Source organism: Photobacterium sp. Alg240-V54, from assembly GCF_900537155.1.
Taxonomy (GTDB): Bacteria; Pseudomonadota; Gammaproteobacteria; order Enterobacterales; family Vibrionaceae; genus Photobacterium.
Window position 1 is genome coordinate 435,279 of the sequence record NZ_UNRL01000003.1, and the last position, 17,722, is coordinate 453,000.

Consider the following 17,722-nt stretch of genomic DNA (forward strand, 5'->3'; position numbering starts at 1 on the left):
TAGTACGCTTAAAGATTCAGATATTATATATTTGAATTAAACCAGATACCTGTTCTTTGTTATTAAGAACAGCCACTGTTGATATTTTATTCTCTTGCATAACCTGTTCGGCATCAGACAGCATATCAGTTTCATAACACTTTTTAGGGTTATGAGTCATAATATCACAAGCAGTCAGAGTAAAAGGCTGCTCTTCCATCATTACGCGGCGTAAATCACCATCAGTAATAATACCAACTAGGAGCTCATTTTCTATTACTAAACCGATACCGTAACGGCCTTCATTCATAACAACAATAATGTCGCACAATAAACTGTTAGCAGACACTAATGGCAAGTTATCTGATTTCATTACATCTTTTACTTTTGTTAATAAACGACGTCCAAGAGATCCTCCCGGATGAAATTTGGCAAAATCATGAGCTTTAAAATCTCTTAATTTCATTAATGAAACGACAAGAGCATCTCCAATTGCAATAGTTGCTGTTGTTGATACTGTTGGTGCTAAATTATTAGGACAACTTTCTTTTTCTATATTAATTAATAATGTCGTTGTCGCGTTTTTTGCTAATGTTGAATCTTGATTACCAGTAATCGCAATAATATGATTACCAAAGGCTTTGATAGATGGAATTAACTGCAATACTTCATCTGTTTCACCACTATTTGATATTAAAATAACAATATCATCTTTAGTGATCATCCCTAAATCGCCATGAAACGCTTCTGCTGGATGAAGAAAGAAACTTGGTGTACCTGTAGATGCAAAACTCGCTGCTATTTTTTTGCCTACATGACCAGACTTACCCATACCACAAACAATGATGTGTCCCTGACATTCAAGTAGTAACTTCAACGTTTCTTGATATTGATAGTTATCAACATCATCACTTAGTTTTTTAAGTGCATCACCTTGTTCATTTAATGTTCTTTTAATTTCTAATACTGCATCATTAAAATTACCGTCCTGAGTAAAATCAATATTAGGAGTACCGACCAATGTAATTAAAGTCATACCAGTTCCATTATTTGGTTTAATTTTTGATGTATATTTTCATTATGGTAAGAAAATCCAGCACCATGTAATAAATAATTATGCTTAACATAATTTAAAAATTCTTTTCTTTTCGATGTATATTGGTAGTTATCATCATTAGAAATCAAGGTATCAATATCATCAAGAACTACACGCTCAGCTACACCTTCATTGGCAAATACTGAATTACCTAACAAATATAAAGGTGTTGGTGTTTCTAATACTAATAAAGATGCACTTGAATTAACAGTAAAGACATAATCAGATATTAATGATATTTTTTTAATACAAGAATCAACGATATGTGTTGTTTCTTTAATGTTAAATTTATTTATCTCAAGTGGATGCATTTTAATAATAAGTCTTCTATTATACATCTCACATTTCGTTTCAAAAATATCTATTAGATCTTGATTTCTAATCCTATCTCCATGAACTAATAATTGAGAGTCATTTTCTAATTGTAAAATTAAAAATACTGTTTTACAGTTTTCATCTTTAATTAAATCAATACTCTCTCTTTTTTTATATAAACTATTTTTTATAATTGTTAAATATTTAGATAGTGAGTATTGATTATAGAAATATTTTCTTTCGTTACGCCTAAATAATGATAATTCCATCTTTACAAATAAGAAGAAAAAAATAAAATAAAATCGAGATAAAAATGTATCGTGACCATATTTGACATCATTATTTTTTATTGGTTTATATATGTCTTTTATTTCCCAATTGACTCTTTTTAATGTCATCGAATTTGCATTACATCCCATCAAATCAACCACAGTTGTATTTGGACGAATTAAACCGAGCTCTAAAACTAAAACAGGGATATTCTTAATTTTAGCTAATTCTATAACTAATGCATGATTCCAACGAGTATCATTATGCATCACAATAAGATTAATATTCTTACTCTCAATAAACTGATTAATAAATTCAGCATACTGTGCAAAATAAATAATCTCTTCTTCATTAAGTTGCCGTTTCAAGTCTCTATATATTGTTTCTGTATATAGATTCTTATTTTTTCCTACTAAATCAAGCATTTCTTTAGATGGAGGGTTCTTCCTCTTTACGCGATAAATCTCACAGTTAGGTAAATAAATCCAGAATGAGCATAGAGAAGGAATCGCATATTTCTTATTGCCCCATAAATTACAAATCTTATTTGATAGACTAGAAAACATAGGATCTAACGTCAAAATATTATATTTTTTGTCATTCATAGTAATGTTTACCATTAAATCATATACCAACTTAGCATCTTATTGGTTTTAAGCATGCTACCGCCCGAAGGTTACAGCTCCTCACTTGCTTTAAAAAATTTGATTTTTTTGTTGACACCAATACATAATCAACATGAATATATAGCAGGAAAAAACCAACCCCGAAACTGCATAAACACTGCATCAAACTCTAAATTAAACTAACACTTATTATCGATCACGATTATGTTAGTGGCGAATTCTACTTAATTTAAATATAAAATGAAATATAAACATTCAACCAAACGCTATCTAGATCACACTTTAAACCCCTACAACTAACTGTAAAAAAAGGTCTTATACAAAACCCACCACATTTACAATTGATAGTTACCGCAAATTTTATAAATCATTACATTATCTTGATCAATATCACACTTTATAAACGCAGATGCATAGCGGCAAAAAAAACCTGCGCAATTATATTCAAATAAAAGGTATAATTATCAATTCATAAAACTTATAAATAACCATGAAATCGTCATTTTTTTGACGTGAATGTTGTTTTTACTAATAAGGATTTACATCATGAAAAAGAATGCATTAGTGCTTCTAGCTGCTCTAGCTATGTCTTCATCAGCATTTGCTGGCGGTTATGTGGCTGATGACGCAGCAGACACAGCTACAACACAAACAGGTACTACAGCGGGCACAACAACTGCTGCTGGTACTGCAGCGGGTACAACAACAGCAGTTGTTGTTGGTGCAGCAGCAGCTGTTGCAGCAGTTGCTATTGCAGCAAACGATTCTGGTAACACCAACTCAACAACGACATCTACTTCTACATCTACTTCTGTTAGCGCAGCTAAGTAATTAATGTCGTTTAACCTAGTAAAAATTTAGGTTAATAAAAAAATAACCGTGCTTGTCACGGTTATTCTATTTGTAAATAGGGGCGATGATTGCCATCTCTCGCTTTAATATGGCCTATCGGAAGCGCGACCCAATGCTAAAAAAAACCACCTCTGATGTTATTTCAACCTTGGCTATACTTTTAACCGCCACTTTATTGACTTCTGGCTGTAGCCAAAAAATAGCCAGTGTTAGTGATACGGTTAATGTCGCGATCTACGGTACCGCGGATATTCATAAATCAGCACAAGAGGTTGCTGCATTACCTTATGCCAGCACCTATGTTCGCATTGACGACCAATCTCAACTTTTTATGGTATTAGCTCTGGCTGAAACAGCCACTGGCGCCACCATTAATAATGCCAATACAACGGTTACTCCGGCTCAACTTAAATGGCTTGCAAGCGATAACGGCATGTTGATCACTCAAAGTGGTCGCATAATAAAAACCGTTAATCTAGCCCAAGGTAATTTATTGGGTACTCACGCAAAAACAGCAGATCCATTGAGCTTAGGTCTACATTTAGCCTCAACGCCTACCACTTGGCAGCGCACAATTGATTGGCAACCGGGTTACCACGTTGGTTATCAACTTGATTCTGAGTTTGTTTTTCAGCGACCTGAAGTGTTAACCATTAACGGTAAATCAGTGCCGGTATTGCGTTTTAATGAAAATGTCACCGTCAAGCAGCTTGATCGCCACTACAGCAACACCTTTTGGATTGAGCAACGTACGGGAAGAGTGGTAAAGAGCCTGCAATATTTAGCGCCCTCTTTACCAAATGTTGAAATGACTATTCTTAAACCTTTTGGCTAACGGTAGCATCTTTTATGTCTTGTTCAGTTTTTAGTTTATTCTTTTGCCGACGCACCTATGCTGCGATGGCGAGTTTGTGCTTATTGGTTACTATGCCTGCCATCGCTCAAAGCACTATTACCTTACATGCTAATGGTCATTCGGCAGCCGCTGTCACTTTACAGTACGCCGACTCAGTACGCTTAGCACAAGTTGTTAGCGATAGCCTTAAGCAGCGCACAACAGCGACAGCACCTTATTGGCTTGGCAGTAGCTTAACCACTACTACAGTGCCGAGCGCTAAAGCAACGTTAATTAAGCAGCTAACCACATTAAGCCAACAGCACAGTGACGATGCAGCACTTAGCCGCAGCTTTGCCAATACTGCGCAATGGTTACAGCAACAGATTCAAACTCAGCGCTTACCTGTCGCAATTGATATCGACAAAGTACGTTTACATAACGCGGATAACCCATTATTAAATGGAAACTATCAACTTAATTTGGCTAATCACCCAACGTCTATCACTGTCATTGGGGCGATTGAACAGCCGCAACAGCTTGATTGGCAAGCACGAATGGCTGCGAGTGACTATTTAGCCCATGTCTCACTATTAGATATTGCTGCCAATAGTGAAGTCACCGTTATTCAGCCGGATGGCGTAGTGCAACAACACCCCATTGCTTACTGGAATAATGCTCATTTGGATATTGCCCCTGGCGCAATCATTTATGTTGGCTACCAATCTTTATTCAATAATTATCGTGATTTAAACCATGATATTTCTTCAATGCTAATCAACAGGACGTTGTAATGAACTCTGTCACCTCGGCTGCAACTCGCCGTCACCACTACCAACGTCCGTTATTTACTCTGTCGACACTAGCGATGGCGTTATTGCCATTGTGTAATACTTACGCAGATGAATTTAGCAACCCGACGTTACGTCACTCTAGTAGTGATTTTGGCGGTGTTGGTTTAATGCAAATGCCTACTGCTCGTATGCATCAAGAAGGCGAACTAACACTCGGCGCTTCATTTAATAAAGATTATTATAATTATTGGCTATCATTACAATTATTTCCATGGCTAGAAACGACTATCCGCTATACCCAACTACCTAATTTTTTATATAACACCAATGAAGACTTTAGTGGTGAGACTTTACGTACAGATAAGGGTATTGACGTAAAAGTTAGAGTTTTAAAAGAATCTTATTGGGCTCCAGAAATAGCAATAGGCCTACGAGATCTAGGTGGTACTGGTCTATTTGATAGCGAATTTATTGCAGCCAATAAACAATTTGGTCCTATTGATATCACTCTTGGTTTAGGGTGGGGATATATTGGTCAAAGTGGAAATATTAAAAACCCATTTTGTGCGATCAGTAATAAATATTGTCAACGCGAGTACTACGGTGGCTATAAGCCAACTGGCGGTATTTTAGAGACTAATCGTTTATTTAAAGGTAGCAGTGCAATATTTGGTGGTATCGAGTATCAAACACCATTTTCACCTTTACAGCTAAAACTTGAATATGATGGAAATGACTATAGCCAAGATTATCGAGTACAGCGAGGCCATGATGCTAGAACACAAAGTTCTCCATTTAATATCGGGGCTGTTTATCAATTAAACGACTGGGCAACGGCAAATATAAGCTATGAACGTGGCAATACGATTAGCTTAGGCTTTAGCGTTAATACTAACTTTAATCAGCTTAAAGCCAGCTGGTTAGATGAGCCAATGCCAACGGTAACCACAACGCCGACAACAAATAATTTAACTACTGAGCAATGGCAACAGTTAGCTCAAGATGTTGAAGAGATAGCTGGCTACAAAGATCCAACCATTTATCAACATGGTGATAATAGTATTACTGTGGTCGCTGAACAGGTTAAATATCGCAATCGTGATCAAGCCCAATTACGCGCCGGGATTTTATTAAATAACCAAGCGCCAGCAGTTGAACAATTCAACATTATTGAAACAGTAGCTAACCAGCCGATCACCGAAACTATTCTAAATCGTCAGCAGCTACTGCAAGTTGCTAACAATGATTATATCGGCAGTAATATCGCTGATAGTCGTACCACGGTTGCCCCGAGTGCTATTCAAGGTCAGCAAATGGTTGATCTTAATCAGAACTGGAACGTGGGTGTAGCGCCAACTCTGCAGCAATCATTAGGTGGCTCTGAAGGCTTCTACATGTTTAATGTTGGGGTTACGGCCAGTGCTGACTATTGGTTTAATAACCACTTCACTGTTGGTGGCTCGGTATATTTAAACCTCTACGATACCTACGATAAATTTAAATACGATGTTCCACCTGATGGTACTCATAATAAACGTGTGCGTACTTTAGTACGACAGTATATTACTGATAACACATTACGGATGAATAACTTACAGCTAACGTGGTTAGATCAAGTATCAAGTGATTGGTATGCCCAAGCGTATGCGGGTTATTTAGAAGTGATGTTTGGTGGTGTTGGTGGCGAGGTGCTTTACCGCCCTGTTGGTAGTAATTGGGCATTAGGGCTTGATGTCAATTACGTTAAGCAGCGTGATCCGCACTCAGCATTTGGCTTCTTTAAAGATCAAAATCAATTCGATGATCATTTAGGTCGTCCATATGAAGTTCAAACGGGTACGACAACCGGTAATTTAACCGCATATTACCAACCGCAATGGCAGTGGTTACCTAATACATTATTAAAAGTCAGTGCTGGGCGTTATTTAGCAGAAGATACTGGCTTCACTATCGACTTCTCAAAACAATTTGATAGCGGCATTATCGCAGGTGCTTTTATTACTCAAACCAGCATGTCAGCAGAAGAATATGGTGAAGGTAGCTTTAACAAAGGTTTCTATGTCTCGATTCCATTTGATATTCTAACCGTTAAGCCAAGCACTAGCCGTGCCCATATCTCATGGTTACCTATGAACCGTGATGGTGGTCAAATGCTAGGCCGTCAATATCACCTTTATGACTTAACCGATGGACGCCAACCATGGAGCGGACGTAAAGCGTTTAATAACTAAATTGTGTTATTAGATCGGTAACTCATTATTGGGTTACCGATTTTCGTCACTATTCGACTCATTTTTATAAATTTGCACTTTTTACTATTGCGTTAAAAGCAAATGATACCAACATGAATTCCCTAAAGGTATGCAATAATTCCTTATTAACAGTTTGTTACACTCTAAACACCAAAAAAAATGAAACGCCGTTTAATTGCTATGTCATTCAAAAAAAATGCATTAATATATATGAAAAATATATCCCAATAGCGTTTGTTATTGTAGGGTATAGACAAGCACTTTCATATAATAGTGCGAAAATTACCGGCTTAAGTCGGATCTATTACAATTAGGAAAATACGGCAAATATTATGAAAAAAACTTTTCTAGTACTACCTCTTGCTCTTCTTGTATCTGGCGCGGTAAATGCTGCAACAGATAACCCATTTTATGCTGGTGCTCGTTTAGGTAATAGCTTCTACGACATCAAAGACAGCACTAACAACATCGACCTTGATAACAAAAACCTTTCTGGTGGTGTTTTCGCTGGTTACCAAATCACACCATGGTTTGCAGCTGAAGTGGGTTACACTAACCTAGGTAGCGCAAGCGTTACTAATGGCCAAGGTAAATTTACTGCTCAAGGTGCTGACCTTGTAGGTAAGTACTCTTACGCTATCAACGATAAAATCGATGTATTTGGTAAGCTAGGTGCTTTCTACTACGATTGGAACGCTAAAAACGGCGCAGTTCACGATGACAACGGTTGGGCTGCAACTGCTGGCGTTGGTGCTGAGTACTACATCAACAACAACGTTTCTACACGTGTTGAGTACCAATACTACAAAGATGTTGGCGGTGCTGACATTCAATTCGCTGGCGTTTCTCTAGCATACCACTGGGGCGCTCCAGCACCAGTAGTTGCTCCAGAAGTTGTTTATGTTGATCAAGTATCTGTAGCAACAATCGAAGAGCTTAAGCTAACTGTACCTTTCGCGTTCGATAGCGCTAAAATTACTGCTGGCGATGCTGCACACCTAGTGCCTTTCGAAGAGCGTCTAAACCAATACCCTGAAGCTACAATCACTGTTGTTGGCCACACTGATAGCACTGGTCCTGAAGCTTACAACCAAAAGCTTTCAGAAGAGCGTGCAGAAGCTGTTGCTAAAGAACTACGTGCACACCTAAATGTTGGTGAAGATCGCGTTCTTAGCGAAGGCCGTGGTGAGTTAGATCCAGTTGCTTCTAACGATACTGCTGAAGGCCGTTCTGAAAACCGTCGTGTTGACATCATCGTTCCTGAGCTAAACATCGAAACAGTTACTCAAGTTGTTGCTCAGTAATTAATACTGATACAGTAACTTAGTACGGCGTATTTATTAGGTAACTAGTAAGCGCTGATAATCCGCCATAACTTCACGGTTATGGCGGATTTTTTTGTTTTGGGGAAATGGAAAGATAAGTAGCGAGAATAAAAGATTACGAGTAGCGAGTGGCGAGAAAGCAGGAAAGCATAATAGCTGGTATAAGGGAAATACTTGTGGCAGAGCTAGAAGCAAAAAAAAAGCCCAACTCATTATTGAATTGGGCTTTTTATTAACATACTTCAATTATTGAGCACCAAAGCCTGTAAGCATGGTACGAATAGTTTTAAATACAATATTAATATCTAGCCAGAACGATAGATTCTTAATGTAATATAAATCATGTGCTAACTTCTCTGATGTCGATTCAGTATCATCAGCATAACCTTGAACAACTTGAGCCCAACCCGTAATACCAGGTTTAACCATATGTCGATAGCCATAGAATGGAATCTCTTGCTCAAACTGTTTTACAAAACTATCTTGCTCTGGACGAGGGCCAATTAATGCCATATCGCCTTTTAATACATTAAAAAATTGCGGTAATTCATCAATTCTAAATTTACGAATAAACTTACCCACTTTGGTTACACGTGCTTGCTCTGCCGTGGCAAACTTATCTTCAGCACCCGCTTCTTTGATGGTCATGCTACGAAACTTATAAATACGAAATAACTTACCACCTTGCCCTACTCGCTCTTGTATAAAGATCGCAGGACCCGGATTCTCACATTTAATCAAAATAGCTGTGATCGCCATTATTGGTAATGTAATCGGAAAAGTCGCAATAATAATCAGTGATTCCCAAATACGCTTAAACATCATATAAAGCGGATTAGGCTGCAAAGAACCAATCGCATTTTCCATTAGATGCTTAGTTTGTACTTTACCTTCAAGCATCTCACGAATACTTTCAGCATGGAAAACGGTAATATTATTCAAACTACAATCTGCAATAAACTTTTCAGCTTCTGGCGAAAGATTACGATGTAAATCAACAACTAAACCACCTTTAATATTTGCAATATCATAAGGTGCTTTTAGTTCAATCACCCGCACTCTACCCTTTTGATTTAACGAACTAATATCAAAATTAGGAATAGCAAAAAGAACTAAACGTTGGCTATCTTGACGCAGAAGAGTCGTAAAATAAAACCATACAAAACACAAGATAGCCCCGTATAGCAATGTACTACGTGAATATTCTATTCTAGTCATAAATACAATAATCATCGTCAATGTAAAAACACTAGCAACGACGGGTAATATATAATATTTACGTTCAACTAATAGATATGTTGTAATTTTAGGCAGTATTGCAGCTACTAATAAATAACACCCAATAGTCAGCCATAAGGTATTAATAACTGTTGTTGGCAATCTATGAGTATATCCAGAGCACAAATATAGAATTAGAGTGACAATGATCACTCCAAGTGTATGACAAACATACGAGTTATTAAGCAATTTTTTCACATTTACACCCTGTTCAAGCACCGTTATTTTTAGCCGAAAATTATTTTTTTATAAAAAAGCTTATATTCTTTAATATCAAACGTTTCACTTTTAATCTTAGCATTTTTGTCAAATTCGCATTGCTTTGAAAGCAATTCTTCAATCGCATTAACAATATCGTTAATCGTATTTGATACAAGTATTCCATTTGGGTTAGTGGCATCGATTAGTTCGTTACAACCACCTACATCACTTAAAATCATCGGTAATTGATTAATCCCAGCTTCTAGTGCAGACATGGGTAAACCTTCACTGTCAGAAATCAGTACAAAAGCATCATAATTCTGATAATCACTAAAACCTTTTATTTCCCCTAAAAAATGTACATTATCAAAATTATAATGATGTAAACGTTCCCGATTTGGGCCATCACCAACAATTGTTAACTTAACATTCTTAAGATCTTTAACTGCATTAATTAATAAATCAAACCTTTTAGGATGAGCAAGGCGCCCCACGGCTAACAACTGTAACTTATTATCAGTATTTGATTTTTTTTCAGTACTATTGTTTATTGAATTAACAAATATTGCATTGCGCGCTAAACTCAATCGAGATGATGAGATATGCAATACTTTTTCAGCTAATTCGTAATCTCGCTGTGATACACACCAAATTGTGTCAGTTAAAAGTGACAATAACCGTTCTATTCGTGTAAACACAACTTTCATCAATCCGCCATTGTATAAACATGACCAACCATGTGAAACATATACGCAACGAAACTTAGTAAAAATTCTAGCTAATCGACTATATAAACCTGCATTCGCAGAACTAGCAATAACAATATCTACTTTATTTATTTTTATTGCTTTGGTTATAGCGAGCAAAGCAGTTATTGAGAATCGCGATTCAATCTGAGGTACGTAAATACATTTAACTTCAGGTAATGATTCTGATAACCAACCCTGATGATTTGTAATAATTATTGGCTCAATTTCACCATCAAATAATCTAATTTGATCCCGAACCCAAGTTTGAGCACCACCGACTTCAGACCTTGTAATAATAAAGGCTACTTTTTTCATTTATAATGACCTTGATAGATATTAAGCCATTTATTTGCTATTGCTTTTAATGAATATTTACATTCAATATGTTGACGAGCTGCAATACCAATTTTTCCTTTTTCTTCATCTGTCATATATAATATATTTATCATAGCGTTGGATAATAATAGGGGATTTTTAGGCGGTACTAAATAGCCATAATCGCCAACTACCTCACTAACTCCACCACAATCTGTAGCAACAACAACACGCTCAGTAAGCATTGCTTCTGCAACAACTAAACCAAAACCTTCATATTCAGATGATAAAACAAAACAATCAGCAGCAGAAAGCCATCTTTCAACATTGTGCTGTAAGCCAAGGAATACTACATAATCTTCTAGTCCTAAATCATTCGATAAATGTTTTAATTTTTGTTCTAAATAACTTTGACCAATAATGGCAAGTTTTACTTTTTTACCTTCCTCTGTTGCAGTTTTAACTACTTCAGCCATGGCAACTAGCATATTAGGATAATCTTTTTGCTCTTCTAAGCGCCCAATTGCCATATATAAAAAAGTATCATCTGTAATATTAAGCTGTTGTCTTTTTTCATCCCTTACATCTAGAGAAAACACAAAACGTTTATTATCAATGCCGTTAGCTACTGCAATCATTTGGCTTGATTTTACAGCACCATCTCTAATAAAAGCTTCAACGGCCTCATCACTAACATTCGTATTAATATCAGCAAGAAAATTCGTATAGCGATAGGCTAATATTCGCCCTTTTCCACCTTCATTAGTGTTATGAGCAGTGCACACTAGCATTGGCATTTTGATAACTAATCTTAATATACGAGAAAAAATATTTGCATGCACCATATGACTATGAATAACATCTGGCTTAAAACTCTGAATACACTTACGAGCGTTACACAAAGCTTTAATTAAACCGATAGGTGTTTTAGGCATAAAAAGCTCTGTAAATTGAACCTCTTTTGATTGAGTATTTATTATTTTATCGCCAGTAAGAGACATAATCATTACCTGATGACCTAATGTTACAAATTCATCAGCTAAATCTAGAACTTGTTTTTCTGCTCCTCCCATACCGAGGCCGGTTGTCACTAGTAATATTTTCATATACTTTTCTTATTCTCTTTACACTTAGTTAATAATAATATTTTCAACACAACACACAAATATAACCAAAACAAAGGATAAGATGGGCTGCATAATTTAAGTAGTGGTATAAATAATATTATTTTAATTCTAAAATCTAACGTTGAATAATAAAATAAACCAATCAATAAAATACAAAATAGTCCACCAATGATTACACCATAAATTGATAATGATGAACCAAAAATTGTTAAATCTTTTAATGCTTCATAATAAGAAGGTAAATTAGGACTATCTCTTCCAACAATACCATAACCAAAAATATAAATATCAGGGTTAGTCATAAAGTGAATAATAGCATCGCCTTTTATATTGTTACTTGCATCTTTACCACTTATAAACAACTGATAACGTTCAATCAACTTAGGTAAAGCTAAAATTAACACGCCACCAAAACCTAACAAACTATATATTATCTTCTTCCTACTACTAAAAAGTAATATATAACTTCCAGTAAGTAACATTAACAATAAAATGCCAGCAATAGACTGCGATATAAATATAGATATAGCACCTATAATAAACGCATAATTTATTTTTTTATTAAAAAACAAAAATAATGCAAGAAGAGCTATCATTTGACCACTATATACTGCTGGCTCAGGCATAAAGCCACTCGGTCTATAATTTCCATAATAACTACGAGATGGTATTCCTCCCGTCATTATGGAGAAATCAAAATTAAAACCAAAAAAATAATGAACGATAATCTGCGTTATAATAAATAGGCTGGGAATAATTATGACTAAGGATAATATTTTAGTTATATCATTTCGATTAAAAGAAAAAATATATTCTACGACAAAAGCCGATAATATAGCCCAAAATGAACAAAGAATTAGGCGTTTAAATATTATTATATCAACACCACTGTAAACCAAGTCGGAATAATAATTAACATGATAAATACTGGTAGCAAATAACATTGCAACTAAAGACAAAACTATAAGCAAAATAGATAAATCAAAATTCTTATTTCTATATACTATATATAAAGCTAATATCCCAAATAATATAATTTGTAGCCCATATAAACTAAACGGGCTAGTTGTATACATATTTGGGATCATTAACAATAAAAACAATAATATTTTATCTAATCCTTGATGACTAGTTAACCTCATTTATAGCCATCCTTTTTTTTCGTTAATAAATTCAACAATCCTCTTGCAGTTATTGCCATCACTATATTCATGGAACATAGCTTTAATCATTTGATAACGATGACAATCTGATTTATTACTTAATAATGCCCTTTCTAAAGACACTAATAAACAATCAAATGTTTCTATTGTATCTCCAGGGAAAATTTTATCTACATTATATAAGAAACCGCGATCGTCTCTGTATGTTTCTTTATCAAATTGGAAGCTAATAACAGGCTGGTTTGTTAATAGAAAATCTAACCAGACACTAGAATAATCTGTAATAAGAACATTCGATAATAGAAGCAAAGACTGAATATCATTGAATTCATTATTAAAATCAATAATATTTTTAGATTTTGGAACTATACGCTCTTTCAGGTAAGGATGACCTGCATAACAAAATACAGCATTATTTTTTTCTAAAAACTCATCTAAAAGCTTAATTTCATCATCATTAAATTGATATGCACTTCCTACATTTCTAAAAGTTGGCGCATAAGCAATGATTTTTCGCCCTTGAATAATAGCATTTAATTTATTAATATCATCTTTTACAGTTGCTGGTATTAATTTTTCATCGAAATTATTAAATAAGTCATTTCGAGGGATTCCAGTTATTTTTACGTCATTCAACTTAACATGGTAGTATGTACAACAAGCTAGTGCATCAATATGTGAAGATACTGTATGATATTCACAAAACCATTTTGTTTTTACTTTAGAACTGTTTTTATATTCTAAACAATCTGGATCTAATGCTAATTCCACTTTCTTAAAATGAATACCATGATTAATTTGTAAGTTTAATCTTCTTTTAGACATTAAGGGGATTCTTCCAGCAAAAGCACCGTGATGATATATCACTACACCAGATGTAAATAGATAGTATAATCCTGAGAATGACTTTAACGGTAGAATATCATCACTAATATCTTTAATATTACTAAGTTTACTACTATTATTAACTAATATACGAACATCAACGCCATATATATTTCTAACAGATTTAATATATTGATAAATAAAAGCACAATTTCCTTGCCATTCACTATCTATTACACATGGAATAGCTATTTTCCTTTTATTCTTTGGGAAAATAAGATCTATAATACCTAATATAATATTGAAAATCTTATCCATTTTTAGAACCTTTTATTAAGTAAAAGTAATACCCTACGCGATACAGCATAATAATAATTTCAATACATAATATTGATAGTGCTACATTATTTGCAGTAATTTTATCGATATAATATAAATAAGATAATAACGCTAGTTGGCATATAGCTCCAATCATAACACTTCGATTTACTATATCTAAACGATTTATTGTTGAATAAGCAGGATATCCAAAGTTAATACTAATAAAACTAATCACTGATATTATCAAAAATATTTTCAATGTTCCGGCGGCAGCAATAAAACTAACGCCATATATTAATGTTATTATTTCTTTTGAAAAATAAATACAACCACTAACACCAACAATCATTATTGGTAAGAAAATAAGCAAAAATTTATACAATAATTTCTTATCACTCGTCCGTGCTAAATATGGATATAATGCCTGACTGATAGGTGATGTCATACTTAAAGATGCTTGATATAGTTTCTCTGCACTAGAGTATAAAGCAGCTTGTTGTACGCCTGCAAAATTACCAATAATCAATGTACTAGCACTAGTATATATACCAACGGAAGCTCGTGACATAAAAAATGAAAATGTATTTTTAAATAATTTCGTCACGTCATAAAAAGAGGGCTTAATAATTTTATATCCTTCTTTTTTATATAAGTATATTCCAAGCAACATTGATAACATATTACTTAATCCAAATGAAAATAAAGCTAGAACTTCATCACCTGGTTTTTTTACAACGAGAATAACCAAGATCAAATAACTAAATTTAGAAAAAGCAACACAGAATGTGATATTCTTCATTTTTTCAATTCCTTGGAAAAACCAAGTTATCTGAAAAGCCTGAAAAAGCACAGACATTGATATAGCTAAAAGCATCCAGTGACTATTAAAAATTGCTTGTTTTGAAAAATAGCTATAAACATACAACCCTAATAAGACAATAAATACCAATATCGTTTTTAATACAAACACAGAGCCAATATATCTAGAGACTTTTTCTTTCATATCTCTATTTTTAGAAACCCAATAGGTTGACGATACTGTAAATCCAAAATCGGTAACTATAAATGAAATAGCACAAAGAGATAACGCTATTGATATAATACCAACACCATCAATACCAACAACTCTTGATAAATATGGTAAGATTATTATCGGAACTAAATAATTAGAGAATTGAACAAAAAACAAAGATATAATATTCTTATTAACATCTTTAAATGACAAAACATTCACCGTTAATTTTATTTTTATACTTTTTTCTTAATCTATAAGAAACTATAATAACACCAAATATAAAACCTGAAATAGCAGAATTTATAACTGTTATATATTGTGCGACTTTACTTACGTGATTATCAATTATAATCTCACCTAAGTAACTAAATGGTAAAATCGTGATTTTATTTTTTTCATTAATATAGTCAATAAACTTAGATGTGTTTTTTATATCATCCATCTTATTTTGAATAACATTTAAAAATTCATTTTTTGTTAAACCATTATAATATAAATATTTTTCATAATCATAAGTCCTTAATGAAAGAGGTAATAAACTCCTATTTAAAAGTTCCTTATCAAAAAAACTTTTATATAAAAAATAACTTCCATAATAAGCATTACTTCCAATATCTTTTATAAGCGAGTACATCTTATGTTCAATATCTAATTTTTCTTTTATATTATAAGATTTTATCTTTGTAGTTAAATACAATAATTCATTCGTATTATTAATGGTATATTTAATATACTCATTAAGTAGAATCTTACTTCTTTTACTGTTAAACGTCTCAGCTATGAGTAGATATCTATCATGACCACTTATTTTTATAGCTCTAATTTTTTTTTCAAAATCTTCGATGCTATTGTTTTTACTGACAGAATTAATAAGTGTTATATTATTAATAATAAAGTTTATTTTGTTTTCAGGTGAGTTATATAAATCAATAAAGCTCTTAATTTTTTTATTGCCATCAAATATTTCTCTATCTATTCTATTATTATTTTTTAAAATAAATGGATTTAAATCAGTTCTTAAATATCCCATATCTGAATACTTATTTTTTGTAACGATAACAGTAGCAGGTATCCACTGATGAGACATTAACACATACCCAACACTTAATATAACCATAATTATAACATTAGCAATAATTATATTTTTACCCAGCCATAAATTATATAAATACCATTGAATAGACATTGATGTATTTGCCAAGTGTTTTTTTTTCTGAACAGACATATTATCCTCAAAACACGCTACCGCCCTTGGGATATGCTATACACCCACAAAGCATTCATTCTAATTTTTAAACTTACTCATAACGCCATGCTATAGCATGTAATTACGCCATTAATTTATCACTGTATTGCTGAACTAATTGCCAATCACTTGGACTTAATTCACTTTTTGCGTCCAACAAGCTTTGTTTTACTTTTTGCTGCATCTGCGCAATATCAGTAATGCCTTGCAACTCACAATCAGCAGCCGCAAGTGAGATATGCCCACGTAAATAGCCACCAGCAAACAGTTCATCATCCGTTGCGCTGTCAATATTGTCATCAATAAGCTGTAGTAGCTTTTGTTCGTAATCGTGGATCATCTTCTATCCTTGCTCTTAAGCGTAATCAGTTAATGGAATCGGCTTTGGAAAATCAGCTTCAGTTAGTGGTTCTATGCCATAAAAATCACGAAACGCATTCGATAACATTTTGGCACGCTCTGGAATACCGTGTGTTAAATAGTGGATAACTTGCTGACGTACTTTTAACGTGAAGCCTACCCTATCAGGCTCACAGCTACCGCTCAAATTATCGCAACTTACCTGATACTTAAACCCACAACTTGCTGATAAAATCCACTCTATCGCTTGCGGTTTAATTTCAACCACTTCAAATTCTGCTTGTACTTCAGCACTGCGACCATCTGGCTGGTACCAATAACCATAATCTTCTAATAACCGTCTTGCTTCTCCGGCAATACACCAATGTCCGAGTTCATGCATCGCTGATGCATAATAGCCACGTGCAAATATAATTTGATGGTGGTTACGATCCTCAGAAGCAGGAAGATAAATAGGCTCATCGCCGCCTAATAATAGTTCAGTATTTAGGCGCTCTAAAAAGACCTTATTAAACAACTGAATAAGATCGTTATAATCATGTCTCATATGCATTTTCATTTAATAATTATTGGTAGGTCATAGTAATTTAACGCAAGAAGTATATAGGGTTTCCTGCCTTATCGCGAATACTCGTAATAATTTATGTGTTCTCGTCAATATTTATATTGTTACTATTAATTTTATTTTTACATTAGCTCAATTCATACCAAGTTTAATTCTTTTCATTAGAAGTTGAGAAAGGTCACTAATACAATACTGTAATTCCAGCAATTCATC

The 17,722-nt window shown here is 34.0% G+C and carries 16 protein-coding genes; 5 read left to right on the top strand and 11 right to left on the bottom strand.

Annotation, left to right across the window (positions count from 1 at the left end; genetic code table 11):
* Nucleotides 1-16: 16 nt before the first annotated feature.
* A complete protein-coding gene (locus G6R09_RS10950; RefSeq protein WP_163922385.1) occupies nt 17-1,015 on the bottom strand; it encodes an SIS domain-containing protein in 999 nt (332 codons plus the stop codon).
* On the bottom strand, nt 1,012-2,265 hold the full coding sequence (locus G6R09_RS10955) for a hypothetical protein (protein WP_163922387.1): 1,254 nt from the start codon (nt 2,263-2,265) through the stop codon (nt 1,012-1,014). Before G6R09_RS10955 ends, G6R09_RS10950 begins: the two co-directional genes overlap by 4 nt.
* Nucleotides 2,266-2,832: 567 nt before the next feature.
* Here G6R09_RS10955 and G6R09_RS10960 point away from each other — a divergent pair.
* The 5 genes from G6R09_RS10960 (at nt 2,833) to G6R09_RS10980 (ending at nt 8,323) form a co-directional block, all read left to right on the top strand.
* Nucleotides 2,833-3,117, top strand: coding sequence for a hypothetical protein (locus tag G6R09_RS10960; RefSeq protein WP_065176345.1), 285 nt, complete (start codon nt 2,833-2,835; stop codon nt 3,115-3,117).
* A 133-nt stretch (nt 3,118-3,250) separates the two neighbouring features.
* Nucleotides 3,251-3,973: a YjbF family lipoprotein gene (locus G6R09_RS10965; protein WP_163922389.1), complete on the top strand. Its 723-nt coding sequence runs from the start codon at nt 3,251-3,253 to the stop codon at nt 3,971-3,973.
* A 14-nt stretch (nt 3,974-3,987) separates the two neighbouring features.
* The gene (locus G6R09_RS10970; RefSeq protein WP_163922391.1) at nt 3,988-4,767 is read left to right on the top strand and encodes a capsule biosynthesis GfcC family protein; all 780 of its coding nucleotides are present in this window, start codon (nt 3,988-3,990) and stop codon (nt 4,765-4,767) included.
* Nucleotides 4,767-6,998, top strand: a complete 2,232-nt coding sequence (locus G6R09_RS10975; RefSeq protein WP_163922393.1) for a YjbH domain-containing protein — start codon at nt 4,767-4,769, stop codon at nt 6,996-6,998. The genes G6R09_RS10970 and G6R09_RS10975 overlap by 1 nt, the downstream gene beginning before the upstream one ends.
* Before the next feature lie 353 nt (nt 6,999-7,351).
* The gene (locus G6R09_RS10980; RefSeq protein ID WP_163922396.1) at nt 7,352-8,323 is read left to right on the top strand and encodes an OmpA family protein; all 972 of its coding nucleotides are present in this window, start codon (nt 7,352-7,354) and stop codon (nt 8,321-8,323) included.
* Between the two features lie 267 nt (nt 8,324-8,590).
* Here G6R09_RS10980 and G6R09_RS10985 read toward each other — a convergent pair whose 3' ends face one another.
* The 9 genes from G6R09_RS10985 to G6R09_RS11025 form a co-directional block, all read right to left on the bottom strand.
* Nucleotides 8,591-9,841 carry an exopolysaccharide biosynthesis polyprenyl glycosylphosphotransferase gene (locus G6R09_RS10985; protein ID WP_306440118.1) on the bottom strand — a complete coding sequence of 417 codons (1,251 nt, stop codon included), beginning with the start codon at nt 9,839-9,841 and terminating at the stop codon, nt 8,591-8,593.
* A gap of 8 nt (nt 9,842-9,849) precedes the next feature.
* Nucleotides 9,850-10,887, bottom strand: a complete 1,038-nt coding sequence (locus tag G6R09_RS10990) for a glycosyltransferase (protein ID WP_163922402.1) — start codon at nt 10,885-10,887, stop codon at nt 9,850-9,852.
* Nucleotides 10,884-11,993: a glycosyltransferase gene (locus G6R09_RS10995; protein ID WP_163922405.1), complete on the bottom strand. Its 1,110-nt coding sequence runs from the start codon at nt 11,991-11,993 to the stop codon at nt 10,884-10,886. The genes G6R09_RS10990 and G6R09_RS10995 overlap by 4 nt, the downstream gene beginning before the upstream one ends.
* The gene (locus G6R09_RS11000; protein WP_163922408.1) at nt 11,990-13,156 is read right to left on the bottom strand and encodes a hypothetical protein; all 1,167 of its coding nucleotides are present in this window, start codon (nt 13,154-13,156) and stop codon (nt 11,990-11,992) included. Before G6R09_RS11000 ends, G6R09_RS10995 begins: the two co-directional genes overlap by 4 nt.
* Entirely contained in the window at nt 13,157-14,320 is a 1,164-nt protein-coding gene (locus G6R09_RS11005) for a CDP-glycerol glycerophosphotransferase family protein (RefSeq protein WP_163922411.1), read from the bottom strand.
* Nucleotides 14,313-15,548: an oligosaccharide flippase family protein gene (locus G6R09_RS11010; protein ID WP_163922414.1), complete on the bottom strand. Its 1,236-nt coding sequence runs from the start codon at nt 15,546-15,548 to the stop codon at nt 14,313-14,315. The genes G6R09_RS11005 and G6R09_RS11010 overlap by 8 nt, the downstream gene beginning before the upstream one ends.
* Nucleotides 15,538-16,563, bottom strand: coding sequence for a hypothetical protein (locus G6R09_RS11015; RefSeq protein ID WP_163922417.1), 1,026 nt, complete (start codon nt 16,561-16,563; stop codon nt 15,538-15,540). The genes G6R09_RS11010 and G6R09_RS11015 overlap by 11 nt, the downstream gene beginning before the upstream one ends.
* A gap of 103 nt (nt 16,564-16,666) precedes the next feature.
* Nucleotides 16,667-16,924 (bottom strand): YfcL family protein, encoded by a 258-nt coding sequence (locus G6R09_RS11020; RefSeq protein WP_065176356.1) that lies wholly within the window; start codon nt 16,922-16,924, stop codon nt 16,667-16,669.
* A gap of 15 nt (nt 16,925-16,939) precedes the next feature.
* A complete protein-coding gene (locus G6R09_RS11025) occupies nt 16,940-17,491 on the bottom strand; it encodes an elongation factor P hydroxylase (RefSeq protein ID WP_163922420.1) in 552 nt (183 codons plus the stop codon).
* Nucleotides 17,492-17,722: the final 231 nt, after the last annotated feature.

Coding starts and splice junctions, on each gene's coding strand:
- G6R09_RS10950 (WP_163922385.1), bottom strand. CDS start 1,015: ATGACTTTAATTACATTGGTCGGTACTCCTAATATTGATTTTACTCAG.
- G6R09_RS10955 (WP_163922387.1), bottom strand. CDS start 2,265: ATGAATGACAAAAAATATAATATTTTGACGTTAGATCCTATGTTTTCT.
- G6R09_RS10960 (WP_065176345.1), top strand. CDS start 2,833: ATGAAAAAGAATGCATTAGTGCTTCTAGCTGCTCTAGCTATGTCTTCA.
- G6R09_RS10965 (WP_163922389.1), top strand. CDS start 3,251: ATGCTAAAAAAAACCACCTCTGATGTTATTTCAACCTTGGCTATACTT.
- G6R09_RS10970 (WP_163922391.1), top strand. CDS start 3,988: ATGTCTTGTTCAGTTTTTAGTTTATTCTTTTGCCGACGCACCTATGCT.
- G6R09_RS10975 (WP_163922393.1), top strand. CDS start 4,767: ATGAACTCTGTCACCTCGGCTGCAACTCGCCGTCACCACTACCAACGT.
- G6R09_RS10980 (WP_163922396.1), top strand. CDS start 7,352: ATGAAAAAAACTTTTCTAGTACTACCTCTTGCTCTTCTTGTATCTGGC.
- G6R09_RS10990 (WP_163922402.1), bottom strand. CDS start 10,887: ATGAAAAAAGTAGCCTTTATTATTACAAGGTCTGAAGTCGGTGGTGCT.
- G6R09_RS10995 (WP_163922405.1), bottom strand. CDS start 11,993: ATGAAAATATTACTAGTGACAACCGGCCTCGGTATGGGAGGAGCAGAA.
- G6R09_RS11000 (WP_163922408.1), bottom strand. CDS start 13,156: ATGAGGTTAACTAGTCATCAAGGATTAGATAAAATATTATTGTTTTTA.
- G6R09_RS11005 (WP_163922411.1), bottom strand. CDS start 14,320: ATGGATAAGATTTTCAATATTATATTAGGTATTATAGATCTTATTTTC.
- G6R09_RS11015 (WP_163922417.1), bottom strand. CDS start 16,563: ATGTCTGTTCAGAAAAAAAAACACTTGGCAAATACATCAATGTCTATT.
- G6R09_RS11020 (WP_065176356.1), bottom strand. CDS start 16,924: ATGATCCACGATTACGAACAAAAGCTACTACAGCTTATTGATGACAAT.
- G6R09_RS11025 (WP_163922420.1), bottom strand. CDS start 17,491: ATGAGACATGATTATAACGATCTTATTCAGTTGTTTAATAAGGTCTTT.